The organism is uncultured Sphingomonas sp., from assembly GCF_964244265.1.
GTDB lineage: Bacteria > Pseudomonadota > Alphaproteobacteria > Sphingomonadales > Sphingomonadaceae > Sphingomonas.
In genome coordinates, this window is sequence record NZ_CAXTHV010000024.1 from 22,928 (window position 1) to 47,167 (window position 24,240).

Annotated in this window: 34 protein-coding genes; 25 read left to right on the top strand and 9 right to left on the bottom strand. The window is 68.1% G+C overall.

Features of this window, described 5'->3' with window-relative positions; translation table 11 throughout:
* Positions 1–17: 17 nt before the first annotated feature.
* From hisG to ACFE7K_RS10955, 4 genes are all read right to left on the bottom strand, one after another.
* Entirely contained in the window at positions 18–680 is a 663-nt protein-coding gene (gene hisG / locus ACFE7K_RS10940) for an ATP phosphoribosyltransferase (RefSeq protein WP_375398223.1), read from the bottom strand.
* 85 nt (positions 681–765) lie between these two features.
* The gene (locus ACFE7K_RS10945) at positions 766–1,221 is read right to left on the bottom strand and encodes an NUDIX hydrolase (RefSeq protein ID WP_375398224.1); all 456 of its coding nucleotides are present in this window, start codon (positions 1,219–1,221) and stop codon (positions 766–768) included.
* A 4-nt stretch (positions 1,222–1,225) separates the two neighbouring features.
* Positions 1,226–1,948: a glutathione S-transferase gene (locus ACFE7K_RS10950; protein WP_375398225.1), complete on the bottom strand. Its 723-nt coding sequence runs from the start codon at positions 1,946–1,948 to the stop codon at positions 1,226–1,228.
* Positions 1,948–2,247 carry a BolA family protein gene (locus ACFE7K_RS10955; RefSeq protein WP_375398226.1) on the bottom strand — a complete coding sequence of 100 codons (300 nt, stop codon included), beginning with the start codon at positions 2,245–2,247 and terminating at the stop codon, positions 1,948–1,950. The genes ACFE7K_RS10950 and ACFE7K_RS10955 overlap by 1 nt, the downstream gene beginning before the upstream one ends.
* Before the next feature lie 38 nt (positions 2,248–2,285).
* Here ACFE7K_RS10955 and ACFE7K_RS10960 point away from each other — a divergent pair, with 38 nt between their 5' ends.
* From ACFE7K_RS10960 to ACFE7K_RS10975, 4 genes are all read left to right on the top strand, one after another.
* Positions 2,286–2,897 carry a J domain-containing protein gene (locus ACFE7K_RS10960; protein ID WP_375398227.1) on the top strand — a complete coding sequence of 204 codons (612 nt, stop codon included), beginning with the start codon at positions 2,286–2,288 and terminating at the stop codon, positions 2,895–2,897.
* A 34-nt stretch (positions 2,898–2,931) separates the two neighbouring features.
* Positions 2,932–4,140 carry a trans-sulfuration enzyme family protein gene (locus ACFE7K_RS10965; protein WP_375398228.1) on the top strand — a complete coding sequence of 403 codons (1,209 nt, stop codon included), beginning with the start codon at positions 2,932–2,934 and terminating at the stop codon, positions 4,138–4,140.
* A complete protein-coding gene (gene apaG / locus ACFE7K_RS10970; protein WP_375398229.1) occupies positions 4,137–4,535 on the top strand; it encodes a Co2+/Mg2+ efflux protein ApaG in 399 nt (132 codons plus the stop codon). Before ACFE7K_RS10965 ends, apaG begins: the two co-directional genes overlap by 4 nt.
* A 106-nt stretch (positions 4,536–4,641) precedes the next feature.
* Entirely contained in the window at positions 4,642–5,433 is a 792-nt protein-coding gene (locus tag ACFE7K_RS10975; protein WP_375398230.1) for a LysR family transcriptional regulator, read from the top strand.
* Between the two features lie 98 nt (positions 5,434–5,531).
* On the opposite strand, the gene gpmA is transcribed toward ACFE7K_RS10975, so the two are convergent.
* From gpmA to ACFE7K_RS10990, 3 genes are all read right to left on the bottom strand, one after another.
* Positions 5,532–6,218 (bottom strand): 2,3-diphosphoglycerate-dependent phosphoglycerate mutase, encoded by a 687-nt coding sequence (gene gpmA, locus ACFE7K_RS10980; protein ID WP_375398231.1) that lies wholly within the window; start codon positions 6,216–6,218, stop codon positions 5,532–5,534.
* 108 nt (positions 6,219–6,326) lie between these two features.
* Complete coding sequence (locus ACFE7K_RS10985) at positions 6,327–7,469, bottom strand: M14-type cytosolic carboxypeptidase (RefSeq protein WP_375398232.1); 1,143 nt, start codon at positions 7,467–7,469, stop codon at positions 6,327–6,329.
* Positions 7,466–8,068 carry a DUF4136 domain-containing protein gene (locus ACFE7K_RS10990; RefSeq protein ID WP_375398233.1) on the bottom strand — a complete coding sequence of 201 codons (603 nt, stop codon included), beginning with the start codon at positions 8,066–8,068 and terminating at the stop codon, positions 7,466–7,468. Before ACFE7K_RS10990 ends, ACFE7K_RS10985 begins: the two co-directional genes overlap by 4 nt.
* Positions 8,069–8,213: 145 nt before the next feature.
* Between ACFE7K_RS10990 and ykgO the strand changes: the two genes are divergently transcribed.
* Genes ykgO through ACFE7K_RS11010 form a run of 4 tightly spaced genes read left to right on the top strand, consistent with a single transcriptional unit; the run spans position 8,214 to position 9,704 of the window.
* Positions 8,214–8,339 (top strand): type B 50S ribosomal protein L36, encoded by a 126-nt coding sequence (gene ykgO, locus ACFE7K_RS10995; protein ID WP_003046794.1) that lies wholly within the window; start codon positions 8,214–8,216, stop codon positions 8,337–8,339.
* 9 nt (positions 8,340–8,348) lie between these two features.
* Positions 8,349–8,978, top strand: coding sequence for an HAD family hydrolase (locus ACFE7K_RS11000; protein ID WP_375398234.1), 630 nt, complete (start codon positions 8,349–8,351; stop codon positions 8,976–8,978).
* Positions 8,979–9,015: 37 nt separating this feature from the next.
* The gene (locus ACFE7K_RS11005) at positions 9,016–9,318 is read left to right on the top strand and encodes a type II toxin-antitoxin system prevent-host-death family antitoxin (RefSeq protein WP_375398235.1); all 303 of its coding nucleotides are present in this window, start codon (positions 9,016–9,018) and stop codon (positions 9,316–9,318) included.
* Positions 9,315–9,704: a type II toxin-antitoxin system VapC family toxin gene (locus ACFE7K_RS11010; RefSeq protein ID WP_375398236.1), complete on the top strand. Its 390-nt coding sequence runs from the start codon at positions 9,315–9,317 to the stop codon at positions 9,702–9,704. The genes ACFE7K_RS11005 and ACFE7K_RS11010 overlap by 4 nt, the downstream gene beginning before the upstream one ends.
* On the opposite strand, the gene pyk is transcribed toward ACFE7K_RS11010, so the two are convergent.
* Positions 9,695–11,149, bottom strand: coding sequence for a pyruvate kinase (gene pyk, locus ACFE7K_RS11015; RefSeq protein ID WP_375398237.1), 1,455 nt, complete (start codon positions 11,147–11,149; stop codon positions 9,695–9,697). The two genes, ACFE7K_RS11010 and pyk, sit on opposite strands and share 10 nt — an antisense overlap.
* A gap of 157 nt (positions 11,150–11,306) precedes the next feature.
* On the opposite strand from pyk, the gene ACFE7K_RS11020 reads away from it, so the two are divergent.
* The 17 genes from ACFE7K_RS11020 to ACFE7K_RS11100 all read left to right on the top strand — a co-directional run bounded on the left by ACFE7K_RS11020 (position 11,307) and on the right by ACFE7K_RS11100 (position 23,226).
* A complete protein-coding gene (locus ACFE7K_RS11020; RefSeq protein WP_375398238.1) occupies positions 11,307–11,600 on the top strand; it encodes a DUF1244 domain-containing protein in 294 nt (97 codons plus the stop codon).
* A 51-nt stretch (positions 11,601–11,651) separates the two neighbouring features.
* Positions 11,652–11,891: a DUF2312 domain-containing protein gene (locus ACFE7K_RS11025; protein ID WP_375398239.1), complete on the top strand. Its 240-nt coding sequence runs from the start codon at positions 11,652–11,654 to the stop codon at positions 11,889–11,891.
* A gap of 7 nt (positions 11,892–11,898) precedes the next feature.
* Complete coding sequence (locus ACFE7K_RS11030) at positions 11,899–13,104, top strand: NAD(P)/FAD-dependent oxidoreductase (RefSeq protein WP_375398240.1); 1,206 nt, start codon at positions 11,899–11,901, stop codon at positions 13,102–13,104.
* Positions 13,105–13,175: 71 nt separating this feature from the next.
* Positions 13,176–13,919, top strand: a complete 744-nt coding sequence (locus ACFE7K_RS11035) for a YebC/PmpR family DNA-binding transcriptional regulator (protein WP_375398241.1) — start codon at positions 13,176–13,178, stop codon at positions 13,917–13,919.
* 151 nt (positions 13,920–14,070) lie between these two features.
* Positions 14,071–14,556 carry a crossover junction endodeoxyribonuclease RuvC gene (gene ruvC / locus ACFE7K_RS11040; protein ID WP_375398242.1) on the top strand — a complete coding sequence of 162 codons (486 nt, stop codon included), beginning with the start codon at positions 14,071–14,073 and terminating at the stop codon, positions 14,554–14,556.
* 237 nt (positions 14,557–14,793) lie between these two features.
* Positions 14,794–15,387, top strand: coding sequence for a Holliday junction branch migration protein RuvA (ruvA, locus tag ACFE7K_RS11045; protein ID WP_375398243.1), 594 nt, complete (start codon positions 14,794–14,796; stop codon positions 15,385–15,387).
* A complete protein-coding gene (locus tag ACFE7K_RS11050) occupies positions 15,384–16,145 on the top strand; it encodes a hypothetical protein (RefSeq protein ID WP_375398244.1) in 762 nt (253 codons plus the stop codon). The genes ruvA and ACFE7K_RS11050 overlap by 4 nt, the downstream gene beginning before the upstream one ends.
* Entirely contained in the window at positions 16,135–17,154 is a 1,020-nt protein-coding gene (gene ruvB, locus ACFE7K_RS11055) for a Holliday junction branch migration DNA helicase RuvB (protein WP_375398245.1), read from the top strand. Before ACFE7K_RS11050 ends, ruvB begins: the two co-directional genes overlap by 11 nt.
* Positions 17,155–17,224: 70 nt before the next feature.
* Positions 17,225–17,677: a tol-pal system-associated acyl-CoA thioesterase gene (gene ybgC / locus ACFE7K_RS11060; protein WP_375398246.1), complete on the top strand. Its 453-nt coding sequence runs from the start codon at positions 17,225–17,227 to the stop codon at positions 17,675–17,677.
* A 14-nt stretch (positions 17,678–17,691) separates the two neighbouring features.
* Positions 17,692–18,390, top strand: coding sequence for a protein TolQ (gene tolQ / locus ACFE7K_RS11065; protein WP_375398247.1), 699 nt, complete (start codon positions 17,692–17,694; stop codon positions 18,388–18,390).
* Positions 18,391–18,394: 4 nt separating this feature from the next.
* Positions 18,395–18,835, top strand: coding sequence for a protein TolR (gene tolR / locus ACFE7K_RS11070; RefSeq protein WP_375398248.1), 441 nt, complete (start codon positions 18,395–18,397; stop codon positions 18,833–18,835).
* Positions 18,832–19,764 carry a cell envelope biogenesis protein TolA gene (locus tag ACFE7K_RS11075; RefSeq protein WP_375398249.1) on the top strand — a complete coding sequence of 311 codons (933 nt, stop codon included), beginning with the start codon at positions 18,832–18,834 and terminating at the stop codon, positions 19,762–19,764. Before tolR ends, ACFE7K_RS11075 begins: the two co-directional genes overlap by 4 nt.
* Positions 19,765–19,771: 7 nt before the next feature.
* The gene (gene tolB / locus ACFE7K_RS11080) at positions 19,772–21,160 is read left to right on the top strand and encodes a Tol-Pal system beta propeller repeat protein TolB (protein WP_375398250.1); all 1,389 of its coding nucleotides are present in this window, start codon (positions 19,772–19,774) and stop codon (positions 21,158–21,160) included.
* A 68-nt stretch (positions 21,161–21,228) separates the two neighbouring features.
* Positions 21,229–21,732, top strand: coding sequence for a peptidoglycan-associated lipoprotein Pal (gene pal, locus ACFE7K_RS11085; RefSeq protein WP_375398251.1), 504 nt, complete (start codon positions 21,229–21,231; stop codon positions 21,730–21,732).
* A gap of 123 nt (positions 21,733–21,855) precedes the next feature.
* The gene (locus ACFE7K_RS11090; RefSeq protein WP_375398252.1) at positions 21,856–22,758 is read left to right on the top strand and encodes an SPFH domain-containing protein; all 903 of its coding nucleotides are present in this window, start codon (positions 21,856–21,858) and stop codon (positions 22,756–22,758) included.
* Positions 22,759–22,768: 10 nt separating this feature from the next.
* On the top strand, positions 22,769–22,981 hold the full coding sequence (locus tag ACFE7K_RS11095) for a toxin-antitoxin system HicB family antitoxin (protein WP_375398253.1): 213 nt from the start codon (positions 22,769–22,771) through the stop codon (positions 22,979–22,981).
* On the top strand, positions 22,978–23,226 hold the full coding sequence (locus ACFE7K_RS11100) for a hypothetical protein (protein ID WP_375398254.1): 249 nt from the start codon (positions 22,978–22,980) through the stop codon (positions 23,224–23,226). Before ACFE7K_RS11095 ends, ACFE7K_RS11100 begins: the two co-directional genes overlap by 4 nt.
* A gap of 34 nt (positions 23,227–23,260) precedes the next feature.
* On the opposite strand, the gene ACFE7K_RS11105 is transcribed toward ACFE7K_RS11100, so the two are convergent.
* Positions 23,261–24,196: an isoaspartyl peptidase/L-asparaginase family protein gene (locus tag ACFE7K_RS11105; RefSeq protein WP_375398255.1), complete on the bottom strand. Its 936-nt coding sequence runs from the start codon at positions 24,194–24,196 to the stop codon at positions 23,261–23,263.
* Positions 24,197–24,240 lie beyond the last annotated feature (44 nt).

Genomic DNA, 24,240 nt, shown 5'->3' on the forward strand with positions numbered 1-24,240 from the left:
TGTGGTTCAAAATCGACTTATACCGCATCCGCCACCTCCACCGCCCGGCGGAACGCCTCGACCAGCGGGACGATGTCGGCGCGCGTCTTGAAGGCCGCGCGGTTGACGATCAAGCGGCTCGACACCTTGGCGATCACCTCTACCTCGACCAGCCCGTTTTCCTTGAGCGTGCGGCCCGACGACACCAGGTCGACTATCCGCGGCGCCAAGCCGAGGGTGGGGGCTAGTTCCATGGCGCCATTTAGGTTGATGCACTCGGCCTGTACGCCCCGATCGGCGAAATGCGCGGCGGTAAGGCGCGGATATTTGGTCGCGATGCGGACATGGCTCCAGCCGCGCGGATCGTCTTGCGCCGCCGGCGCGGCGGGTTCCGCGACCGACAGCCGGCAATGGCCGATGCCCAGGTCGACCGGTGCGTAAAGCTCGGGATAGCCGAATTCGGCAAGCACGTCCGAACCGACGATCCCCAGATGCGCGGCACCATAAGCGACGAACGTGGCGACGTCGAACGCGCGCACGCGGATCAGGTCGATATCGGCGCGGCCGGTCGTAAAACGCAGCGCGCGGCTGTCCGCGTCGGCGAACGCCGGCTCGGGCACGATGCCGGCCCGTTCGAGCAACGGCACCGCCTCGGACAGGATGCGCCCCTTGGGGATGGCGATGACGATCGGCGCGGGCATGACGCGCGGGGCTTTACGTGGCGCGCCCGCCAGGCGCAATGCGGCCGCGATCAGGGGGCGAGGCGATGGACGACCGGTTTGTCGATCATGCTGGAACCCCCCGCATCATCTCGACCAGATCGTCGGGATAGACCGGTTCGTCCTCCGCCGCGATTTCGCCGGCGGTGAACCAGCGCCACTCGATCATCACCCGCCGTTCGAGCTCGGTATGCCCGGTGGTGGCGATCTCGGCCGCCTCGGCACGGACCAGGAAATAGCGTTCGTCGGCGGCGACGGCGACGCCCTCCAGCGTGACGAACTCGACCTGGCGCCGGGCGATCTCCGGCCCCGGATCGGCGTCGATCCCGGTCTCTTCGATCAATTCGCGCCGCGCCGCCTGCGCATAGCTCTCGCCGGGTTCTACCGCGCCGCCCGGGGTGCACCAGAAAGGCGGGCGATCGCCGCCGGGCACGAAACGGAACAGCAGGATGCGACCGGCCCCGTCGAGCAGCAGGATGCGCGCGGCGGGACGCGCGGCTAGGGCGGGGGCAGAGGCGACCATGATCCTATGCCCCATCGAGCTCGGGCCCATCCAGCTCGGGATAGTGGCGGAAGATGCCGCCCTCGTTGAAGGGTAGGCGCCGATCGCTTTTCAGATAAGCCCTGATCCCCGGCAGTTCGGCCACCTGGCCGCACACCGCCGTGATCGCCGGATACCTGCCCTCGATCGCCGTCATCCGTTCGGGGAACATATAACGAAGTCCCGCGATCAACTGGAATAGCGAGGTATCGGCATAGGTCCAGCGATGGTCGATCAGCCCGTCCCCGCTACCGGCCTTCGCCGCCGCCTCGAAATGATCGAGGAATTTGGGCAGGCGCTCGTCGAGGAACTGCCTGGCGGCGCGCGCCGCCTCGGGCTTCTGGTCGTCGTAGCGCGCCGATGCCGCCACCGGGTGATGGACGTTGTGCACCTCCCCCACGCAATCGGCGATGGTCAGTTGTACCTGGTGCACCCAATAGCGGTCGATCATCGCCGACGGCGCCAGATTGTGACGGTCGCCGAGGTACAGCAGGATGTCGGCGACCTGCGCGATCGCCAGCCCATCTATCTCCAGATAAGGCGGCGCGAACGGCGCGCGGCCGTGGCGGGCCTTCATGTCGGCGATCATCGCCGCCGCGCCCTCTTCGCGCGCGCAATCGACATAATCGATCCCCGCCGCCTCCAGCGCCAGACGGACGAATTCGCCGCGCCCCTGGATATCGGGCCAATACCATAAACGGTATGCCATTATCGCTCTCCGGGAGCCCGCGCCTTGATGGCCAGCGCGTGGATCCGGGATGACAACAGATCGCCCAGCGCATTGTTCACCAGCCGCTGCCGCTGGACGCGAGAAAGTCCGACGAATGCCGTGCTCTCGACCGTTACCGAGAAGTGAGATTCGCCGGTGCCGTCGTCGCCCATGTGGCCGGCGTGCCGCGCGCTGTCGTTGACCAGGTCGAGGTGCGACGGATGGAGCGCGGCGACCAGACGATCGATGATGATGGCGGCGACGGGGCCGGTGGGGAGGCTGGTGGCGGGGCTGGTCATCGCGCTTATATAGGCGGCTTTTCCCGGAGCCGGAATCCTTGAGGCGCGCAACCCCCAATGACCGTCCCCACACCCGCTTCCATGGCAGGGTAGAGGGCAGCGATCGTCCCTGCGCCGAACCGGGGTGCGCGGAACCGGGCGAGTTCCGCGCGCCGCCGCTGGAGGGGGCGTCGCCGCGAGGCGACGGACCGCCTCCCTGCCGCTGGATGTGCCTCGACCATGTCCGGGCGTTCAACGCGCGCTACAATTTCTTCAACGGCATGAGCCCGGAGGAAATCCACGAGGCGCAGCGGCCCTATGCCGGCTGGGACCGCGAGACGCGCGCCTTTGCCGCCGGGGGCGTCGACCGGCCGCCGCGCTGGGCGGACTTCACCGATCCGCTCGACGCAATCGGCGCGCGATTTCGCGAGCGCCAGGCGAGCGAGATGCCGCGCCAGGACGGCAAGGAACTGACGCCGGGCGAGCGCCGCGCGCTGGCGGTGCTTGGGCTGGACGTCGACGTCGATCGCACCGCGCTGCGCCGACGCTATTCGGATCTGGTCCGCAGATACCATCCCGACCGCAACGGCGGCGACCGCGGCATGGAACACCAGCTCCAGGAAGTGATCGCCGCCTATCAGTTGCTCAAGGGGTCGCGGGTGTTCGCTTGACGCCCGGGGCCCGCCCGCCGCAAAGCCTGCACCCATGAAGCGCCGCACCGGACAGGACCCGTCGATCACCCGCAGCTGGCGCCCCGCGACCCAGGCGGTGCGCGGCGGCACCGCGCGTTCCGACTATGGCGAGACGTCGGAGGCGCTCTTCCTGACCTCCGGCTATGCCTATGACTGCGCCGCGGACGCCGCCGCGCGGTTTGCCGGCGAGCAGCAGGGCATGACCTATTCGCGGCTGCAGAACCCCACGGTCGAGATGCTCGAACAGCGCATCGCGCTGATGGAAGGCACCGAGGCGTGCCGCGCCACCGCGACCGGCATGGCGGCGATGACCGCGGCGTTGCTGTGCCAGTTGCAGTCGGGTGACCATGTCGTCGCCGGGCGTGCCGCCTTCGGGTCGTGCCGCTGGCTGATCGATACGCTGCTGCCCAAATTCGGCATCGCCACCACGGTGATCGATGCCCGCGACCCGCAGCAATTCATCGATGCCGCGCGACCCGAGACCAAGGTGTTCTTCTTCGAGACGCCGGCCAACCCGACGATGGACATTGTCGACCTGGCGGCGGTGTGCGGCATCGCGCGCGACCGCGGGATCACGACCGTCGTCGACAACGCCTTTGCCACCCCGGCATTGCAGCGGCCGATCGCGTTCGGCGCCGACGTCGTCGCACATTCGGCGACCAAGATGATGGACGGCCAGGGACGCGTGCTGGCCGGCGCGGTCTGCGGGACGGAGGATTTCATCCTCGACACACTGCTGCCGTTCCACCGCAATACCGGCCCGACGCTCGCCGCGTTCAATGCCTGGGTGGTGCTGAAGGGGCTGGAGACGCTAGACCTGCGCATCCGCCGGCAGAGCGAGAATGCGCTGGCGGTCGGCCGCTTCCTGGAGCGCCGCGTGCCGCGCATCCTCCATCCCGGCCTGCCCAGTCATCCCCAGCACAACCTCGCGATGCGCCAGATGGATGCGGCGGGATCGATCTTCGCGTTCGAGGTCGATGGCGGACGGGCGCAGGCGCACGGCCTGCTCGATGCGCTGACGCTGATCGACATATCGAACAACATCGGCGATTCGCGCTCGTTGATGACACACCCGTCCTCGACGACGCATTCGGGCGTCGCCGAGGAAAAGCGGCTCGAAATGGGCGTGACGGAGGGGCTGCTGCGCCTCAATGTCGGGCTGGAGGATCCGCAGGATCTGATCGCCGACCTTGACCAGGCGCTGGCGGCGGTGTCGCTGTGAAGGCGCTGTTCCCCAATTGCGCCGAGACCGCCGGGATCGTCGTGCGCGTCGCGGTCAGCTTCCTGCCCGAACAGTCCGAGCCGCGGCGCGGGCGGTGGTTCTGGGCCTATCACGTGCGGATCGAGAACGAATCGCCGCGCGGTGTCCAGTTGCTCACCCGCCGCTGGATCATCACCGACGGACGCGGCGCGCGCCATGCGGTGGAGGGCGAGGGCGTGGTCGGCGAACAGCCGATGATCGCGCCCGGCGCCAGCTTCGACTATGTTTCGGGCTGTCCGCTGGCGACGCCGACCGGCTGGATGCAGGGCAGCTATCGGATGATCGACGAGGCCGGCAGCGGGTTTGACGTCGACATACCAAGGTTCGCGTTGCTGGCCCCGGCGGTCGGGGCATGAGGGGGCATGGCGGGCCTGGTGTCGGTCCGGCGGAAGCCGGGGCCGGTGGGTGCCGGCGGATCGTGCGACACCAATGCGGCACCGGCCATTGCCCGGACGACCGGTCGTGAAGCGCACGCACCTCCCGCTCAACGGCCTGCGCGTGCTCGACGCCGCCGCGCGGCACCTGTCGTTCACGCGCGCCGCCGACGAGCTGGCGGTGACGCCGGCCGCGGTCGGCCAGCAGATCCGCGCGCTGGAGGACACGCTGGGCGTCGTGCTGTTCCGCCGGACGACCAAGGGGTTGGAGCTGACCCCGGAGGGCGAGGCCGGGCTGGTCGCCCTGCGCCAGGGGTTCCTCCAGTTCGAGGAGGCGGTGCGCGCGATGCAGGCGGGGCAATCGTCCAAGTCGCTGACCATCGCGGCGCCGCGCGACGTGCTCCATTGCTGGTTGATGCCGCGCCTGGCGGCGATCGCGCGCGACGATGGCGAACTGCGCTTCGTGCTGGTCGCCGCCGACGAGGATCTCGACTTCACCCAGGCCAATCTCGACCTCGCGGTGCGCTGGGGCGACGGGCCGGGCGAGCATGAGGGCGAGGCGATCGAATCCGAGGGCATGGTGACGGTCGAGCGACCTGCCGGGGGCGCCGACACGCGGGTCTCGTGGCCCGGCTGCCTCGATGACCAGGCGGCGTCGCTGGTGCGGGTGGCCGATGCCGGGCTGGCGATCGACGCGGCAGCGGAAGGGCTGGGGCGCGCGACGGTTCCCGAACTGCTCGCGCGGCATGATCTTGCCAGCGGCCGGGTGATCGCGGTCGGCGAGGCCAGGCCCTATCGGCTCGGCTATTGGCTGGTCGCGCCGTTGCCGCAATGGCGCCAGAAGAAGGTCAGGGCGCTGGTCGACCTGCTTGCGGCGTGACCGTGTGACTTGAGAGCCCGTTTGAAAGCGCGCTCTTACGCGTGTTTTCCGGCACCGCATCAAAGCGCGCTCTTACGCGTGTTTTCAAACGCGGACGCTCAGCGCTCGCTCAGATAATAGCGGTCGGTCGCGGCCAGGTTGTCGTCCAGGTCATAGACGATCGGCTGGCCGGTCGGAATCTCCAGGCCGGTAATCTCGTCGTCCGGGATGTTCGACAGATGCTTGACCAGCGCGCGCAGCGAATTGCCGTGCGCGGAGATCAGCACGCGCTGACCCTCCTTCAGCGCCGGCGCGATCCGCCCGTCCCAATAAGGCAGCACGCGCGCGATCGTGTCCTTCAGGCTCTCGGTCGGGGGAATGGCGATGCCGGCATAGCGGCGGTCGTTGGCCAGGTCGAATAGGCTGCCGGTTTCGATCGCCGGCGGGGGCACGTCGAAGCTGCGCCGCCAGACATGGACCTGCTCGTCGCCGTACCGTGCGGCGGTCTCCGCCTTGTCGAGCCCGGTCAGCCCCCCATAATGCCGCTCGTTGAGCCGCCAGTCCTTCTCGACCGGCAGCCACAGCCGCCCCATCGCCTCCAGCGCGATGTTGAGCGTCTTGATCGCCCGCATCTGGAGCGAGGTGAAGCAGTGGTCGAAGTCGAGGCCCCTGGCCGCCATCAGCTCGCCCGCCGCCTTCGCCTCGCCCGCGCCCTTTTCCGTGACGTCGACATCCCACCATCCGGTGAAGCGGTTTTCCAGGTTCCAGGCCGACTGGCCGTGGCGGATCAGGACGAGGGTGGGCATTGTTGTTTATCTCCGGCGGAACTGGTCCCGGCCGCTGTACGGAGAAAGGCCGGCCTTCGACAAGACGAGGCCGAATGGTGATGTGATTTGCCGTGATGTGATTTGCCGTTAAATCCCGTCGATGACGTCCGCGATCGTCTCCAGGCACGCCGCGGCCAGCGTCTTGCACCGCTCGGGCGACCAGCCGAATTCGAAATCGGGATTGGGGTCGTGGTCCTTGAACGGCATTTCCAGCGTCATCGACACCGCGCCGAATCGCTGAGCGAGCTGGTTGGTGGACATCGTCAGGTTGGCCTTGCCCGGCGCCGACTTCTCATAGCCGAGCTTGGTCTGGAAGTCGGGGGTGCGCGCCGCCAGCCGCCGGCCGAAATCGTAGAATTTCGCGCCGAGCGCATCGGTCCAGCCCGGTATGCCTTCGAACCCGGCGAGAAAATTGGCCGGGATCGCCTCATCGCCATGCACGTCCATGGCCAGCGCGACCCCGGTCGCGTCCATCGCGTCGCGCACCAGCTTGACCTCGGGGCTGCGCTCCATGGTCGGCGCATGCCATTCGCGATTCAGGTTAACTCCCGCCGCATTGGTACGCAGGTGTCCTCGGAAAGAACCGTCGGGGTTCATGTTGGGCACCAGGTGAAAAGTGCATCTGGTCCGGACCGCACTCGCCGCCGGACTTACCAGCCATTCCAGCGCGCCCTCCATCCACCATTCGGCCATGCTCTCGCCGGGATGCTGGCGGGCATAGAGCCAGACCTGCTTGGCGCCGTCGCCAATCGTCAGCAGGTCGATCGCGCGGCCGTCGAGCGAGTGGCCAAGCTCGCGATGCGTCACCCCCGGGGTCGCGGCACAGGTCGCGATCAGCGCCTCGTGACGCTCCATCGTATAGGGCGCGAAATAGGCGAACCAGGCGATCGCGGCATCGCTCTCCCAGTCGAATTCCAGCACGCCGTCGGCATAGCGCGTCGGGATCATCCGCCACGCCGCGCGATCGGTCGACGCGCGCGCGCAATAGCCCGGCCAGCCGAACGGATAGGCCGACCTGCCGGCATTGAGGATGCGCAACGTCACCTTGCGCCCGGCGGCGTTGGCCAGCCGGAACGAGAACCACTGGAAAAAATCGGACTGGTTGTCGGTGGCGATCTCCAGGTCGATGCAAAGGCGGTCGCCGCCGTCGTCGATCGCGACCAGGCGGATGTTGCCGCCGTCAAAGGCGCTGGTGATGGCAGGGAGAATGGCCGCAAGGGTGTCGCTCATTTGACCTCGATAGTCCGGCCCGATTCGCCGGGAAAGCCCGTGAACAGCGCGCGGGCGAGTTTGTCGGTGGTGGCACCGGCGTCGGCCGGCGCGCCGCCGACCTCGCGCGCTTCGGCGCGCCCCTCCCACACGCCCAGGTCGCCCTGGCGCTCGTTGATGCGCACCGACAGCATCGTCGCGGTGGCGGTGCGGCTGCGCGCCCTGCCGATCGGGATCGAGATGCCGCCGCCAAAGCCGACGCCGCTCCGGCGATAGCCCCCCGAATAGCTGTCCGCGCCGAGCCCGAGGCTGATCGGCGAGCGACGGTCGCGCACCGTCTGGCGATCGACGCTCATGCCGACCCGCGCGAGGTAGCGGCTGTCGGTGCCCGCGGGCACGACGGTATAGCCCAGCCGGCCGAGCTCGTCGGCGATCGCCGCGGCATAGCCCCGGAACTCCAGGCTGTCGGGCGCGCCGCTTTCGGGCACCACCGCGATCGTTCCTCGGCCGACCTCGTCGACGTGATAGCGGGTCACCTCGACCGGAGAATAGGACGTGCCCGTGGTGGTGCATCCGCCGAGCAGCAGGACGGTGCAGGCGGCGATCGATCGAAGATACATGACGGCTCTCCCGCAAGTTTTCCCATGACCTCTAGGTCGGTTCGCGTTGCGACGGGCGCAAGGGGGCGGGTTGACTTGGCGCGACCCCCGTTATAGGCGGCGCGGCTTCCGGCATCACCGTCATCAAAGCAAAAGCGAATCGATCATGAAGATCCGCAATTCCCTGAAGTCGCTCAAGGATCGGCATCGCGACAATCGCGTCATCCGCCGCCGCGGCCGTACGTATGTGATCAACAAGACCAATCGCCGGTTCAAGGCCCGCCAGGGCTGAACCCCCGCCGTGCGGCGGCCCCACGGGCGCCTGCCTCGCGCCGTCATCTTCGACATCGGCAACGTCCTGTTCGACTGGCAGCCGCGTTATCTGTACGAGCGGCTGATCGAGGACGATCTGGCGCTCGACATTTTCCTGCGCGACGTCGTTACCCGCGAATGGCATTTTCAGCACGATGCCGGGCGCGACTTCGCCGACACCTCGGCCGAGTTGACGTCGCGCTTCCCGCAGCATGCCGCCCTGATCGCCGCCTGGGGTCCGCGATTCAACGAGACGCTGGAACGCGAAGTGCCGGGGGTCGTCGCGATCCTGAAGGCGCTGGACGATGCCGGCGTGCCGCTGTTCGCGCTCACCAACTTCAGCGGTGAGTTCTTCCCGCCGTTCCGCGCCACGCGGCCTGACGTGTTCGACCGCTTCCGCGACATCGTCGTATCGGGCGACGAGAGACTGGCGAAGCCCGACGCCGCGATCTACGCGCTCGCGCTCGACCGATTCGGGCTGACGGCAGAAGAGGCGGTGTTCATCGACGACAGCCCCGCCAATGTCGCTGGTGCGGCGGCACTTGGCATCCACGCGCTGCTGTTCACCGATGCCGACCGACTGCGCCGCGACCTGGTCGGATTGGGCTTGTTGCCATGAGGGTTTTTGTGTACAAGAGGTACACAAGGAGTCGATCATGAAGATGTCGGTACGGGAAGTGCGGGCCAATTTCGCAGCCGCGGTCGATGCCGCGGCAAAGGGTGAGCACGTCACGATCACGAAGAACGGCCAGGTCGTTGCCGAACTGGGGCCTCCGAAGATGCCGAAGGGAACCGGCTTTGACTGGGAGCGGAACGAGCAGGTGCGGCAGGAGCTCGGCCTGGACAAATATGACGGGCCGCCGCTCGACGAAAAATGGCTGGAAGAGTTCAACGATCCCAAATGGGCCCGGGAGATATTCGGTCCCAATTATTTCGATGACGAGCCCGACGCCCGGTGAGATTGCTGCTCGACACGCATTTCCTGTTGTGGCTGGCGATCGATCCGGGCGAGATCAAGGCGCGAGAGCGCGCGCTGATCGATCGCGCCACGCTGGTCATATCGCCCGTCTCGTTGTGGGAGTTGCGGCTCAAATGGCAGAAGCTCGATCGCCTCGGTCAGCGCAAGGGCACGCTGCACCCCCAGATTGCACGAGAGTATATCGGCCGAAGGGGGCTGGAGCTTGCCTTGCTGACCGGCGACGATTGCGCCGAATCGCTGGCCGTGCCGCTTGCCCATAACGACCCGTTCGACGAGATGCTGCTGATCCATGCACAGCGGCTGGGCGCAAAACTGCTGACGCGCGACCGGCTGCTCCTGGGCCATCCGCTCGTGGCTCAACCATAGCCCTTCAGTTCGTCGCCGATGATGCGGACGACGTGGAGGACGTTGGTCGATCCCGGCGTCTTGAACGGCACGCCGGCCATCACGATCGCCCGGCCGCCGGCCTTTACCAGCTTGTGGCGCAATGCCATCCGCTTGCCCTTGGCGACCATTTCCTCGAACGACGCGACGTCGCGGGTGTGGACGGCATAGGTGCCCCATAACAGGCCTGCGCGGCGCGCCGTCGCCATGCTGGGCGTCAACACCATGATCGGCACCGATGGCCGCTCGCGCGCGATCCGGCGCGGCGTGGAGCCGCTGCTGGTGAAACAGATGATCACGCTGGCATCGATCGTCGCGGCAATGGTCTTTGCCGCTTCGGCCATCGCGTCGGCGGTGGTCGGGTCTGGCCGGGTGACGGTGAAGTGGATGCGGTCGCCATGGGCGGGATCGCGCTCCACCGCCTCGCCGATCGCATTCATCATCGCGACGGCTTCGATCGGCCACTTGCCGGCCGCGCTTTCCGCCGACAGCATGATCGCATCCGCGCCGTCATAGATGGCGGTGGCGACGTCCGACACCTCGGCGCGGGTCGGCGACGGCGATTCGATCATCGATTCGAGCATCTGGGTCGCGACCACTACGGGGCGGCCCAGCCGCCGAGCGGTTTCGACGATCCGCTTCTGCAAGGGAGGCACCGTCTGCGGCGGCAGCTCGACGCCCAGGTCGCCGCGCGCGACCATCACGCCGTCACAGGCCTCGACGATCTCCTCCAGCCGCTCGATCGCGGCGGGCTTCTCGATCTTGGCGAGCAACGCCGCCTTGCCGCCGATCAGCTTGCGCGCCTCGGCCAGATCCTCGGGGCGCTGGACGAAGCTCAGCGCGACCCAGTCGACCCCCTGGTCGACCGCGAACGCCAGGTCGCTGCGATCCTTGTCGGTCAGCGCGGCCATCGGCAGCACGACGTCGGGAACGTTCAGGCCCTTGCGATCACTCAGCGGCCCGCCGACCTCGACATTGGTGACGATGCGAGCGGCGTCATGCTCCAGCACGCGCAGCACCAGCTTGCCGTCGTCGAGCAGCAGCCGCGCGCCTGGCTCGATCGCCTCGAAAATCTCGCGATGCGGCAATTGGACCCGGCGCGCGTCGCCGGGCGCCGGGTCGCGGTCGAGCGTGAAGACGCTGTCGGTCGCCAGCGCGACCCCCCCGCCGGCAAAGGTGCCGACCCGCAACTTCGGCCCCTGCAGGTCGGCCAGGATAGTGGTCGGCCGGCCATAGATCTTCTCGAGCTCGCGGATCGCCGCGATCACCGGCACCTTCGATTGCTGGTCGCCATGGCTCATGTTGATGCGGAACGCATCGGCGCCATGCTCGAACAGCTTCGCGATCATCGCTGGCGCGTTGCTGGCGGGGCCCAATGTCGCAAGCACCCGGACTTTGCGCGAGCGCGGGCTGATGGCCTTGGTCATGGCGTCCTCTCGGCTAGGCGGATCAGGCTTTAACGAGTCTGTATGAACATCCGCTGCTGGCGCATTTTGCGGTGCCGGCACCGAAACTCGCTCTTCCGCGCGTTTCCAAACGGATTCTACCCCCTATCTGATCGCGATCAAGCGAATGAGGCGACAAATGGACCCGATCGACCGGATTGCCGACGCGGCGGCGGCAAGGGCGTTTCGGCGGCTGGTGCGCCACCTGCGCCATCGCGACGACGCGCAGAATGTCGACCTGATGGGGCTCGCCGGCTTTTGCCGGAACTGCCTGTCCGACTGGGTCGGGGAGGCCGCCGGGATCGACAAGGCGGCGGCGCGCGAGGCGATCTACGGCATGCCCTATGACCGGTGGAAGACCGAGCACCAGGCCGAAGCCACCCCCGAGCAGCTGCAGCGCATGGCCGACAGCGTGGCGAAGAATGCGGGGTGACGAACCCGGCCCCGGGCGGCTATGCGCGCCCTTCACCCGAAGGGAGCAGATATGAGCGACGTGATCGCCGCCGACCAGCTACGCCTGTTCATCGAGCGGATCGAGCGGCTGGAGGAAGAGAAGAAGAGCTTCGCCGACGACATCAAGGACGTCTATGCCGAGGCCAAGTCCAACGGCTACGACACCAAGACGATGCGGTCGATCGTGCGCCTGCGCAAGATGGAGAAGCATCACCGCGACGAGGCCGAGATGCTGCTCGACACCTATATGGCGGCGCTGGGGCTGAAATGATCGTGACGTGACGCCTGCCGCCTATGACGCGATCATCCTGGGCGCTGGCGCGGCGGGGATGATGGCGGCGGCGGTCGCCGGGCAGCGCGGCGTGCGCGTGCTGCTGGTCGACCATGCCGACGAGCCGGGGCGCAAGATCCTGATCTCGGGCGGCGGACGGTGCAACTTCACCAACCTCCACACGGCGCCCGACCGCGTCCTGTCGGCCAACCCGCACTTCGCGCGATCGGCGCTGGCGCGCTATACGCCGGCCGATTTCATCGCGCTGGTCGATAGGTATCGCATAGCCTGGCACGAAAAGACGCTGGGGCAATTGTTCTGCGACGGTTCGGCGCGGCAGATCGTGGCGATGCTGCGCGACGAATGCGCGGGCGGTGGCGTGGACTGGTCGCTCGGCGAACCGGTTCACGCGATCGACCATGCCGATAGCCGGTTTCGGGTCGAGATCGCGGCGCGCGCGGCGGCCGCGCCGCAACTGGTGCTGGCGACGGGTGGACCGTCGATCCCGCAAATGGGCGCGTCCGGTTTTGCGTATGACGTCGCGCGGCGCTTCGGCCTCAAGGTAGTCGAGCCGCGCCCGGCGCTCGTGCCGCTGACGCTGGGGGGCGACGAGGCGTTGTTCCGATCGCTGTCGGGGGTCGCGACGGGCGTGGTGGCCAAGGCGGGTGTGGGCGCGTTTCGCGAGGCGGCGTTGTTCACGCACAAGGGGCTGTCGGGGCCGGCGATCCTGCAGGTCTCGTCCTATTGGCGGCCTGGCCAGGCGGTGGCGATCGACTTCATGCCCGATCGCGCGGCCGGCTGGCTGGTCGCCGAGAAGCGCGTCCATCCGCGCGCGACGATGCAGTCGGCGATCGGCCAGACGCTGCCCGGACGGCTGGCCGAGGCGCTGGCCGGCCGCATCGCGCTGCCCGGCAATCTCGCCGACCTGACCGACCGGATGCTGGCCGACGCCGAAGGGCAGCTGGCGGCCTGGGTGTTCCACCCCAGCGGCACCGAGGGCTTCGCCAAGGCCGAGGTCACGATCGGCGGCATCGCCACCGACATGCTGTCGCAAAAGACGATGGCGGCAAGGACCGTCCCCGGCCTGTTCGCGATCGGCGAGGCGGTGGACGTCACCGGCTGGCTTGGCGGCTATAATTTTCAATGGGCCTGGGCGAGCGGCGTGGCGTGCGGGGAGAGTCTTTGGATTGGTGCCGCTCCTCGCCAGGCGTGAGCAACCAGCTCCCGCTTTGACCACCGGCTCGGCCCGGTTTAGACACCCGCGAAACGCCCGAAGAGGACCCGATGGCCGGCCATTCCAAGTTCAAGAATATCATGCACAGGAAGGGCGCGCAGGACAAGAAGCGCTCAGGCATGTTCTCCAAGCTCAGCCGCGAGATCACCGTCGCGGCCAAGATGGGCCTGGCCGACCCCGACATGAACCCGCGGCTGCGCGCCGCGGTCAACGCCGCCAAGGCGCAGTCGATGCCCAAGGACAATATCCAGCGCGCGATCGACAAGGCGACGCGCGGCGACGCCGAGACCTATGAGGAAATCCGCTATGAGGGGTTCGGCCCCGGCGGCGTCTCGTTGATCATCGAGGCGCTGACCGACAACCGCAACCGTACCGCGACCAACGTGCGCACCGCGGTCAGCAAGAATGGCGGCAATCTGGGCGCGTCGGGTTCGGTCAGCCACGGTTTCGACCGCATGGGACTGATCACCTATCCGGCCGCTGCGGGCGATGCGGAAAAGGTGTTCGAGGCGGCGCTGGACGCCGGTGCCGAGGATGTCTCGTCGAGCGACGAGGGACACGAGATATGGACGGCGCAGGGCGATCTCCATGAAGTGGTCAAGGCGATCGAACCGGTGCTGGGCGAGGCCGAGGGCGCCAAGCTGGCCTGGCGCCCGCAGACGATGGTCGAAGTCGGCGAGGGCGACGCCGCGACCCTGTTCAAGCTGATCGACGCGCTCGACGACGATGACGACGTGCAGATCGTGTGGGGCAATTACGACGTGCCCGACGCGGTGATGGAGCGGTTGGGGTGAATCAAATCCTCTCCGGGACGGGGAGGGGGACCGCTCGCACAGCGCGTGGTGGAGGGGGCGGGCCACGATCGGATCGCCTGTTGCCTGCCCCCTCCCCCTCCCCCTCCACCATGCTTCGCATGGTTCCCCTCCTCGTCCCGGGGAGGAACTATTGATCATCCTCGGCCTGGACCCCGGCCTCGGCACCACTGGCTGGGGGCTGATCCGCGCCGAGGGCAATCGCCTGAGCCACCTCGCCAACGGCCATTTGAAGACCGACAGCGCCGCCCCGCTGGCGCAACGCCTCGCACATCTCGACACGATGCTCTCGGCCATCATCGCCGATCACGCGCCGGTCGCGGCGGCGGTTGAGGAAGTATTTGTCAACGCCAATCCGCAATCCACGCTGAAGCTCGGCCAGGCGCGTGGCGTGCTGCTGCTGGGCGTCGCCCGCGCGGGGATCGACCCGGGCGAATATGCGGCACGGCTGGTCAAGAAGGCGGTGGTCGGGGTGGGTAATGCCGAAAAGGTGCAGGTCCACGCGATGGTCGCGCGGCTGTTGCCGGGCGCGAAGATCGCCGGGGCGGATGCCGCCGACGCGCTTGCCGTTGCGATCTGCCACGCGCACCATCTGGCGAGTGCGCAGCGGCTTGGCTGAATTTGCTTTCCTACGATCGTTCGTGCCGGTTATGTCCCGATACATGCAGGCAAGCATCCAACAGGATCGGGTCCATGCCGGGTGTCGCCTGGCGGGAGACGGCCTGTGCAAGTCCCCGAGGGCGTGAACTTTGGTGAACTTTGAGGCCCGTTGGAAGCTAGCCAAAAGACGAGACTCGGCACCGCCTAGCCGCGCCCCGGACACGGTTTCAACCGGATACCTAGGGGCACCCGCCGGGTGATCGCGCACCTCAAGGGCCGGCTCGAAGCGACCGGCGCCGATCACGCAGTGATCGAGGTCGGCGGAGTCGGCTACCTGGTAGGGGCATCGGCCAAGACGCTGGCGGCGATCGGCGCGGTCGGTGAGGCGACCACCCTGTTCACCGAGATGCTGGTGGCGGAGGAGTCGATCCGCCTGGTCGGCTTCGCGCGGCCCGACGAGCGCGACTGGTTCCGGTTGCTGACGAGGGTGCAGGGGGTCGGTGCGCGCCTCGCGCTGGCGATCCTGTCGGTGCTCGACCCGGCCGACCTGGCGCGCGCGATCGCCGCCCAGGACAAGGCGATGATCGGCCGCGCCATCGGTGTCGGGCCCAAGCTCGCCGAACGCATCGTCCGCGAGCTGAAGGACAGGATCGGCGGGGTGGCGCTGGGCGGCGCAAGCATGTCGCCGGTCCCGACCGGCGCGGGCGCGGACGCGGTGAGCGCGCTCCTCAACCTCGGTTTCCGCCCCGCCGAGGCGGCCGGCGCGGTCGCGGCGGCGGAGGAGGAACTGGGGGCGGGCGCGAGCCTCGATGCGCTGGTGCGGCTGGCGCTCAGGAAGGCGGCGAAATGAGGGCGCGAGAACTCGACGGCTCGATCAGCAAAGTGCCCGCCGTCACGCTGGGATTCTGGATCATCAAGATCCTTGCGACGACGTTGGGCGAAACGGCGGGCGATACGCTGAGCATGACCTTGAATTGGGGGTATCTCGCCAGCACTGCCGTGTTTGCGACGATTCTCATTCTATTCGTATCGTTGCAGATCGCAGCGCGCCGCCTACGCCCGTTCCTGTATTGGGGGACGATCATCGCATCGACGACTGCGGGCACGACCATGGCGGATTATGCCACACGGTCGCTCGGTATCGGCTATTTCGGCGGGTCTGTCCTGTTGCTTTGCTGTGTGATGGCATCGCTGGCGATTTGGCGCCGGGCGCTTGGGTCGATCGCGGTCGAGACCGTGCATGAACCGCGGGCCGAAATCTATTATTGGATCACCATCACGTTTTCGCAGACCCTGGGAACTGCGTTGGGCGATTGGACCGCCGATACTGGCGGGCTTGGTTATATCGGCGCGGCGCTGATTTTCACGGCCGTGCTCGGTATCTTGCTCGGACTCTACAAATGGACGCTTGCCGATCGCGTGCCGCTATTCTGGGCCGCCTTCATTCTTACGCGTCCGCTCGGCGCCGCTGTGGGAGATTTCCTCGATAAGCCGGTCGCCACGGGCGGACTGGATTTCAGCCGCCCCGTCGCATCGGCCGTGCTTGCGGTCGCGATCATCTTCTGCATCATCCTGTTTTCGCGCGGGGCGGCTATCCGTGACCGATAACTCCCTCCTCACCCCCGCCCGCACGCCCGAGGACGTCGACGCCGCGCTGCGTCCCAGGAATCTTGACGATTTCGTCGGGCAGAAGGGGGCGCGCGAGAATCTGCGCGTGTTCATCGCCGCCGCCAGGGCGCGGGGCGAGGCGCTCGACCATGTGCTGTTCTTTGGCCCCCCCGGGCTCGGCAAGACCACGCTGGCGCAGATCGTCGCGCGGGAGATGGGGGTGGGGTTCCGCGCCACGTCGGGCCCGGTGATCGCCAAGTCGGGCGATCTCGCCGCGCTCCTCACCAATTTGGAGGATGGCGACGTATTGTTCATCGACGAGATCCACCGGCTCCAGCCCGCCGTCGAGGAGGTGCTGTATCCGGCGATGGAGGATCGCGCGCTTGACCTGATGATCGGCGAGGGGCCGTCGGCGAGGTCGGTCCGGATCGACCTGCCGCGCTTCACCCTGGTCGGCGCGACGACGCGGCAGGGGCTGCTGACCACGCCGCTGCGCGACCGCTTCGGCATCCCGGTGCGGCTGACCTTCTACACGGTCGACGAACTGACCCGCGTCGTCACCCGCGCGGCGGGGCTGCTCGGCCTCGCCGTCTCGCCCGATGGCGCGAGCGAGATCGCGCGGCGGTCGCGGGGCACGCCGCGAATCGCCGGGCGGCTGCTGCGGCGGGTACGCGACTTCGCGCATGCTGCCCGACATGATGTCGTCGACGCGGCCGCCGCCGATGCCGCGCTCCACCGGCTGGAGGTCGACGCGCTCGGCCTAGACGCGATGGACCGCCGCTACCTGACGATGATTGCCGACATCTATCGCGGCGGTCCGGTTGGGGTGGAGACGCTGGCCGCGGGCCTAAGCGAACCGCGGGACACGATCGAGGAGGTGATCGAGCCCTATCTGATCCAACTCGGCCTGGTCGCGCGCACCGCGCGCGGCCGGTGTCTGAACGCAAGCGGTTGGAAGCATCTCGGCCTCGCCCCGCCGGCCGGCGGGCAGGACGGGCTGTTCGACTGACGCCCGCGCGGGTCGACTGACGCCCGCGCGGGGTTTCGCTTCGCTGTCCCGTCCGGTAACAGCGTGTGCGATGAACGATGCTGGACCCGACCAGCCGATCGACGGCCGGTTCGATGGGCGTGAGCACCGTTTCGCGGTGCGCGTCTATTTCGAGGATACCGACCTGTCGGGAATGGTCTATCATGCCAATTACCTGCGGTTCATGGAGCGCGGGCGGTCGGACATGCTGCGGCTGGCCGGCATCGACCAGCGCGCCGCGATCGCGGCGGGGGCGGGCGCCTATGCGATTACCCGCCTCGATATCCGCTATCATCGCCCGGCAAGACTGGACGACGCGCTGGTCGTGGCCTCAAGGCTGCACCGGCTTCGCGCCGCATCCTTGGTCATTCATCAGCGGGTAATCCGCGCGGACGATCTATTGGCGGAGGCGACCGTGACCGTGGCGCTGGTCGCGGCCGACGGGCGGCCCAGGCGCCTACCGCCGGCATGGCGGGCGGCGTTCGAGCCGATGATATGGGCTTAAGGGACTGCGGACGAATGGATTTCAGCTTCACTACCGATCCCGGCAGCCTGTCGCCGATCGCCCTGTTCCTCCAGGCCGATGTGGTGGTGAAGGGCGTGATGGTCGGCCTGTTGCTGGCCAGCATCTGGACGTGGGTGGTGATCATCGGCTTCGCGCTGAAACTGGGATCGACCCGACGCCGGATCGCGGCGTTCGATCGCGACTTCTGGAAGGCGGAGGATATCGACGCTTTCTACCGGCTGCATGCCGACAGCGACTTGCCGGTGGCGCGGGTATTCGCCGCGGGTGTCGTGGAGTGGCGGCGGTCGACCGCGAGCGGCCCGATCGATCGCGAGGGTACGCGCTCGCGGCTGGCGACGGCGATGGGGTCGGCCGCGGCGGCCGAGGTCGACGGCCTGGCCGACCGGCTCAACATCCTCGCGACGGTTGGCTCGGTCGCGCCGTTCGTCGGCCTGTTCGGCACCGTCTGGGGCATCATGCGCAGCTTCACCGGCATCGCCGCGCAGCAGAACACGTCGCTGGCGGTGGTCGCGCCGGGCATTGCCGAGGCGCTGTTCGCCACCGCGATCGGACTGTTTGCGGCGATCCCGGCGGTGATCGCGTACAACCGCTTCAGCCACGGCGTGAACCGGATCGAGGCCCGGCTGAACCGTTTCGCCGACGGTTTCCACGCGACGCTCAGTCGTCAGCTTGAAAATAACGGGGCGCGCTGACGCGGTGGCGATGCAGCTTCCTTCGCAGCGCGGGCGCGGCCGGCGGGCGCCGATGGCGGAGATCAACGTCACCCCCCTGGTCGACGTCATGCTGGTGCTGCTGATCATCTTCATGGTCACCGCTCCGCTGCTGACCGCGGGTGTGCCCGTCAACCTGCCCGACAGCCGGGCCAAGGCGCTCGACCAGGACCAGAAGCCGGTAACGATCGCGATCGACGAGAGCGGTGCGGCCTTCGTCGACGACAAGCCCGTCGCCGACGATCAGCTGGCCGGGGCGCTGGCGCGGATCGCCGCGACCAGGACCCCGGACGGCAAGCCGCCCCAGGTGCTGCTGCGCGCCGACAAGGGATTGGGTTATGGCAAGGTCATGCGGGTGATGGGCGAACTCAACCGCGCCGGGCTGAACCGCCTGGCCTTGCTGTCGACCCCCGGGGAGAAACGGTGAGCGCCGCCACGCTGACCTCGATCCTGCGACCGCCGCGGCGCAAGCGGGATGGGGTATGGATCGCGGTGCTGCTGTCGGTGACGCTGCATGTCGCCTTGTTCGTGCTGCTGTCGATCGGGCTGAGGGACCAGGAAGCCCCCCCGCCACCGCCGGCGCCGATCGATGTCGTCATTGCCGAGGATGTCGGGCTGGTCGCCAAGGCGCCAGAGGCGGTGACCCCACCCGCCGAATCGCGCGCGCCGGAAGCCGGCCCGCCCGAGGATGCCGCCCCCGCCGCCCCGCGTGACGCAGCGCCCGAACCCGCGCCGCCCGAGCCCCAGCCGAAGGCGGCACCGCCGCCCGAGCCGGTCGCGGTCGCCCCGCCCAAGCCACGGCCAAAGACGATCGCCCCGCCGACGCCTGCAAAGGCCAGGCCGGCCAGGGCGGCGCCGCGCACGTCCCTGGCGCGACCCGATGTCGCTCCGGCGCAGACCGCCGGGCGCGACTCCTCGTCGCGGCAAAAGAAGCAGCGCGGCTCGCTGCTCGGCGACGATTTCCGCAAAGGACTGGCGCTGTCGCCCTCCAAGTCGACGACGGCCGCGCCCAAGGCGGCGGCGATGTCGGCCGCGGCAGTCGCCGATATCCGGTCGAAGATCGCGCAGCAGGTCCAGCCCTGCGCCAACCGCCAGATCATTCCCGGCCCCGGCGCCGAGCGGATCCTCGTCACCATGCTGCTGCGGATCAACCGCGACGGCAGCCTGGCCGGGGCGCCGCAGATCGTCGGCCATGAGGGCGTCGATGAGGATAATCGCCGTTACATGCGCCAGGTCGACGACCGGGCGATTGCGACGTTCGTGGGCTGTTCGCCGCTGCGCGGGTTGCCGCTGGAGCTGTACGACGTCCCGGGCGGCTGGAGCCTGTTCAAGTTGCGCTACAAACTGCCTGGTTGAGGATGATATGACCCCACGCTTTGCCCTTTTGCTGCTCGCGCTGGCGGGTGCGATCGCGCCGGCGGCGTTCGCCCAGAGCGCGCCGCCGCCGCAGACGCCGCCGGCCGCCGGCGCGACGCCGCGCCCGAATGGCGGCGACCTGGTGGTCGACGTGGTCGGCGGCCAGTCGGCGCCGCTGGGCATCGCCATCCCCGCTTTGCCGACCGACCAGGCGGTCGCCACCGCCGCCGGCCCGACCGACGCGCTGGGCCGTCAATTGGCGGCGGTGATCACCAGCGACCTCGGCAATTCGGGGCTGTTCAAGCCGCTGGCTCCCGGTGCGTTGCCGCCGGTGGCGATCGGTCAGGTGACCGCGCCGACCTATGGATCGTGGAGCGCGGCGGGCGCCACCGCGCTGGTCCAGGGCTATGTTCGGGCCAATGGCAATGGTTCGCTGACCGTCGGCTGCTATCTGTACGACGTCGCCGCGCAGACCGAGATGGCGCGCCAGGGCTTCGTCGTCGCGCCGGGCGACTGGCGGCGGGCGGCGCATAAATGCGCCGACATGGTCTATGCCCGGCTGACCGGCGAAGGTCCCTATTTCGACAGCGGGGTAGTCTATGTCGCCGAAACGGGGCCCAAGGGCAAGCGTATCAAGCGGCTGGCGATCATGGACCAGGACGGCTTTAACGGCCGCTTCCTGACCAACGGCCAGACGATCGTGCTGACCCCGCATATCTCGCCCGATCAGCGCCAGATCGCGTATCTGAGCTACCTCAACGACAAGCCGACCATCTATGTCTACGATATTGCCAGCGGGCGGCAGCGGCGGCTGGTGACCGACGTCAGCCTGGCGTTCGCGCCGCGCTTTTCGCCCGACGGCCGCTGGATCCTGTTCTCGATGGCGCAGGGCGGCAATACCGACCTCTATCGTGTCGCCGCCAGCGGCGGTACGCCACAGCGACTGACCAGCACGCCCGGCATCGACACCGGCGGCAGCTATTCGCCCGATGGCGGCAGGATCGTCTTCGAGAGCGATCGATCGGGCACGCAGCAGCTCTATGTGATGAATGCCGACGGGTCAGGGCAGAACCGGATCACCTTCGGCAGCGGCCGTTACGCCACCCCCTCCTGGAGCCCGCGCGGCGACCTGATCGCCTTCACCAAAATCGGCGGGGGCTTTCGCATCGGCGTGATGAGCCCCGGCGGCGGACCGGAACGATTGTTGACCAACGGCTGGCAGGACGAAGCGCCGACCTGGTCGCCCAACGGCCGCGTCCTGATGTTCTTTCGCTCCGGCCAGGGCGGCGGCGGCACCGCCGACCTGTGGTCGGTCGACCTGACCGGGGTCAATGAGCGCCGCCTGCCGACCCCGCTAGACGGCTCCGACCCCAGTTGGGGACCGCTGCGTCCCTGATCCGCGCGCCTTGCGCCGACGCGCGGACCCATTGTTATCGTTAGCAACGACGTCGAGGAGAACCGACCATGGCACGTATGACGACCAAGCTGATCCTGTTCGCCGCGCTGGTGGCCGCCGCCGGCTGCGCCAAGAAGCGGCCCGAAACCCTGCCGCCCGCCGCCGGCGATATCTCCCCACCGTCCGACAATGGCCAGGGCAATGTCGTGCCGGGCACGCCCGAGGACTTCCGGCGATCGATCACCAGCGACACGATCCACTTCGCGCTCGACCAATATGACATCGATGCCGAAGCGCGCGCGATCCTCGACAGCCAGGCGCAGTGGCTGATGAAATGGCCCGACCGCCGCATCACCATCGAGGGCCATGCCGATGAGCGCGGTACGCGCGAGTACAATCTCGCGCTTGGCGATCGCCGCGCCAATGCCGCCAAGAACTATCTCGCCGCGCGCGGCGTCGAGGCGGCGCGGATCTCGACGATCAGCTACGGCAAGGAACGCCCGATCGCGCTCGGTTCGGACGAGGCAAGCTGGGCGCAGAACCGCCGCGCGGTGACCATCGTCATCCAATAGCATGTCGGGACTATCTCGTCACCCCTGCACCGGGGTGGCGGGAGCGTTGCGCACACCCACGATTTCGCTTGCGACCTCTCCTATGTCAATATAAATATGATATCATATTAATGGGAGGGTCCGATGTCGGAAGCTGTTGTCACGGGGAGTGCGCTCACCTTGTCGAAGGAGCGGCCGGCCGCCACGTCGAGCGGGTATCTGATGCTGCTGGTGCTCGTGGCGGCGATCGTCGCGGCGGTCTGGGGCGGGACGTTGCTCGACGCCAACCCCGGACTGGGCGCGTTGCTGGTGGTGGCCGGCGTGCTGGTCTTCGCGTTCGTGCTGGTCGGCTTCTACATGCTCCAGCCCAACCAGGCGACGGCGATCACCCTGTTCGGCAGCTACAAGGGCACCGACCGCGCCACCGGGCTGCGCTGGGTCGTACCGTGGTATGGCAAGCGCAAGCTGTCGGTGCGCGCCAACAACATCATTTCCGAAAAGATCAAGGTCAACGACCTGCGCGGCAACCCGATCGAGATCGCGGCACAGGTGGTGTGGCGCGTGACCGACACCGCGCAGGCACTGTTCGACGTCGACGATTACCGTGCGTTCGTCCTCGTTCAGATTGAAGCCGCGGTGCGCACGATCGGATCGCGCTACCCTTACGACGATTTCGAGCATCAGGAAGTCACGCTGCGCGGCAATCACGAGCAGATCGGCAGCGAGCTGCGCGCCGAGCTGATCGCGCGGCTGGTCGTCGCCGGGATCACCGTCGACGAATGCGGCCTGACGCATCTGGCCTATTCGCCCGAGATCGCCGGCGCCATGCTGCGGCGGCAACAGGCGCAGGCGGTGGTCGCCGCGCGCCAGACGCTGGTCGAGGGCGCGGTCGGGATGGTCGAGATGGCCCTCGACCAGCTGAGCAAGAAGGGCGTGGTCGAACTGGACGACGAGCGTCGCGCGGCAATGGTCTCGAACCTGATGGTCGTGCTGTGCGGCGAGCGCGATACCCAGCCGGTCGTCAATACGGGCTCGCTGTACCAATAGGGTTCGTGGCGTGGCCGCTCCTTCCAAAAAAGCGTTCCCGCTGCGCCTCGATCCCGGTCTGTACGCCGCGATCGAGCGGGCGGCGGCGGCCGACCTTCGGAGCGTCAACGCGCAGGTCGAATGTCTGCTGCGCGAGGCGCTGGCGCGGCGCGGAGTGAAACTGGCCGACCCGATACGCGCGAAACGCGGCCGTCCGGCCAAGGAAGAGGAAATGGGGGAATGAGCGACGAAAATGACTGGTTCGCGCCCAAGCGCTTCGGCTTGGGTGCCGGCCTGCCGATCGCGCGGCAGGGCTGGGCGGTCTTGCTGGGCTTCATGGCCGCAATGGGCATCGCGGCAATAACGCTGACGCCCCGTCACTCCGCCATGTTTGCCGCGGTCGCCCTGGTGCTGACGCTGGCTTTCATTATCATTGCCGCCCAGCACACCCGCGGCGGCTGGAAGTGGCGCTGGGGCAGCGACGAATAGCGCCCCGACGTCACTTTCGCCGCACCCACCATGATCAGGGTTCGTCGTCATACAGCGCGACGACCCGTTCACTGTCCGCGCCCGTGCGTCCGCGATAGAGGCTTGGCGTCGTGAAGCGCCAGGCGACCCGGCCGTCGCTACCGATCACGATCGCCCCGCCGGTTCCGCCCAGCGCGCTGATCTCCGCCATCACGGCTGCCGCCGCCGCCCCGGGCTCCTCGCCGAGCAGGCGTATCCGCGCGTTGACCTGCGCGGCGGCGGCGGCGCGGATGAAGAACTCGCCCGCGCCGGTGCACGAGATCGCGGCGCCGCGATCATCGGCATAGGTCCCCGCGCCGATCAGCGGCGAATCGCCTATCCTGCCCGGCCGCTTGCCGGTCACCCCGCCGGTCGAGGTCGCCGCCGCGACATGTCCAGCGCCATCGATCGCCACCGCGCCGACCGTGCCGTATTTCATGTCGATATCGAACGCGTCGACCGATCGCGCCTTCAGCTCGGCCAGTTGAAGGCGGCGGTCGGGGGTGACGAACCAGTCGGGGCCGGCCTGTTCGATTCCCGCTTCCCGGCTGAAGCTGTCGGCGCCCGGGCCGGCGAGCAGGACATGGGGGCTGTGCTCCATGACCGCGCGGGCGGCGCCGATCGGATTGCGGGTCGCGGTCAGCCCGGCGACCGATCCCGCCGCCAGCGTCGCGCCGTCCATGATCGCGGCATCCAGCTCGATCGTCCCGTCGAGGGTAAGCGCTGCACCGCGTCCGGCATTGAACTGCGCATCGTCCTCCAGCACGCGCACCGCGGCCTCTACCGCGTCGATGGCGCTGCCGTCGGCCGCCAGAATCGCGCCGCCGGCATCGAGCGCGGCGGCAAGGGCGGAGCGGATGGCGCCGTCGACCGCCGCGTCGGTGCGGGCGCGGGTCACCGATCCGGCACCGCCATGAACGACCAGCCGCCAGCCTGGAGAGAATGTGGTCACCGTGGCGCCCTAGCATAACCGCCGCCGCTCGCCACGGTTGCGCG

What these genes read in the sequence shown, in the direction of transcription:
- ACFE7K_RS10950 (WP_375398225.1), bottom strand. Translation starts at nt 1,948, where the DNA reads ATGGCATACCGTTTATGGTATTGGCCCGATATCCAGGGGCGCGGCGAA.
- ACFE7K_RS10945 (WP_375398224.1), bottom strand. Translation starts at nt 1,221, where the DNA reads ATGGTCGCCTCTGCCCCCGCCCTAGCCGCGCGTCCCGCCGCGCGCATC.
- ykgO (WP_003046794.1), top strand. Translation starts at nt 8,214, where the DNA reads ATGAAGATCCGCAATTCCCTGAAGTCGCTCAAGGATCGGCATCGCGAC.
- gpmA (WP_375398231.1), bottom strand. Translation starts at nt 6,218, where the DNA reads ATGCCCACCCTCGTCCTGATCCGCCACGGCCAGTCGGCCTGGAACCTG.
- ACFE7K_RS11025 (WP_375398239.1), top strand. Translation starts at nt 11,652, where the DNA reads ATGAGCGACGTGATCGCCGCCGACCAGCTACGCCTGTTCATCGAGCGG.
- ACFE7K_RS11100 (WP_375398254.1), top strand. Translation starts at nt 22,978, where the DNA reads ATGAGCGACGAAAATGACTGGTTCGCGCCCAAGCGCTTCGGCTTGGGT.
- ACFE7K_RS10955 (WP_375398226.1), bottom strand. Translation starts at nt 2,247, where the DNA reads ATGACCAGCCCCGCCACCAGCCTCCCCACCGGCCCCGTCGCCGCCATC.
- tolB (WP_375398250.1), top strand. Translation starts at nt 19,772, where the DNA reads ATGACCCCACGCTTTGCCCTTTTGCTGCTCGCGCTGGCGGGTGCGATC.
- pyk (WP_375398237.1), bottom strand. Translation starts at nt 11,149, where the DNA reads ATGACCAAGGCCATCAGCCCGCGCTCGCGCAAAGTCCGGGTGCTTGCG.
- hisG (WP_375398223.1), bottom strand. Translation starts at nt 680, where the DNA reads ATGCCCGCGCCGATCGTCATCGCCATCCCCAAGGGGCGCATCCTGTCC.
- ACFE7K_RS11050 (WP_375398244.1), top strand. Translation starts at nt 15,384, where the DNA reads ATGAGGGCGCGAGAACTCGACGGCTCGATCAGCAAAGTGCCCGCCGTC.
- ACFE7K_RS10965 (WP_375398228.1), top strand. Translation starts at nt 2,932, where the DNA reads ATGAAGCGCCGCACCGGACAGGACCCGTCGATCACCCGCAGCTGGCGC.
- ACFE7K_RS11035 (WP_375398241.1), top strand. Translation starts at nt 13,176, where the DNA reads ATGGCCGGCCATTCCAAGTTCAAGAATATCATGCACAGGAAGGGCGCG.
- ACFE7K_RS11090 (WP_375398252.1), top strand. Translation starts at nt 21,856, where the DNA reads ATGTCGGAAGCTGTTGTCACGGGGAGTGCGCTCACCTTGTCGAAGGAG.
- ACFE7K_RS11005 (WP_375398235.1), top strand. Translation starts at nt 9,016, where the DNA reads ATGAAGATGTCGGTACGGGAAGTGCGGGCCAATTTCGCAGCCGCGGTC.
- tolQ (WP_375398247.1), top strand. Translation starts at nt 17,692, where the DNA reads ATGGATTTCAGCTTCACTACCGATCCCGGCAGCCTGTCGCCGATCGCC.
- ybgC (WP_375398246.1), top strand. Translation starts at nt 17,225, where the DNA reads ATGAACGATGCTGGACCCGACCAGCCGATCGACGGCCGGTTCGATGGG.
- ACFE7K_RS10990 (WP_375398233.1), bottom strand. Translation starts at nt 8,068, where the DNA reads ATGTATCTTCGATCGATCGCCGCCTGCACCGTCCTGCTGCTCGGCGGA.
- pal (WP_375398251.1), top strand. Translation starts at nt 21,229, where the DNA reads ATGGCACGTATGACGACCAAGCTGATCCTGTTCGCCGCGCTGGTGGCC.
- ACFE7K_RS10985 (WP_375398232.1), bottom strand. Translation starts at nt 7,469, where the DNA reads ATGAGCGACACCCTTGCGGCCATTCTCCCTGCCATCACCAGCGCCTTT.
- ACFE7K_RS11020 (WP_375398238.1), top strand. Translation starts at nt 11,307, where the DNA reads ATGGACCCGATCGACCGGATTGCCGACGCGGCGGCGGCAAGGGCGTTT.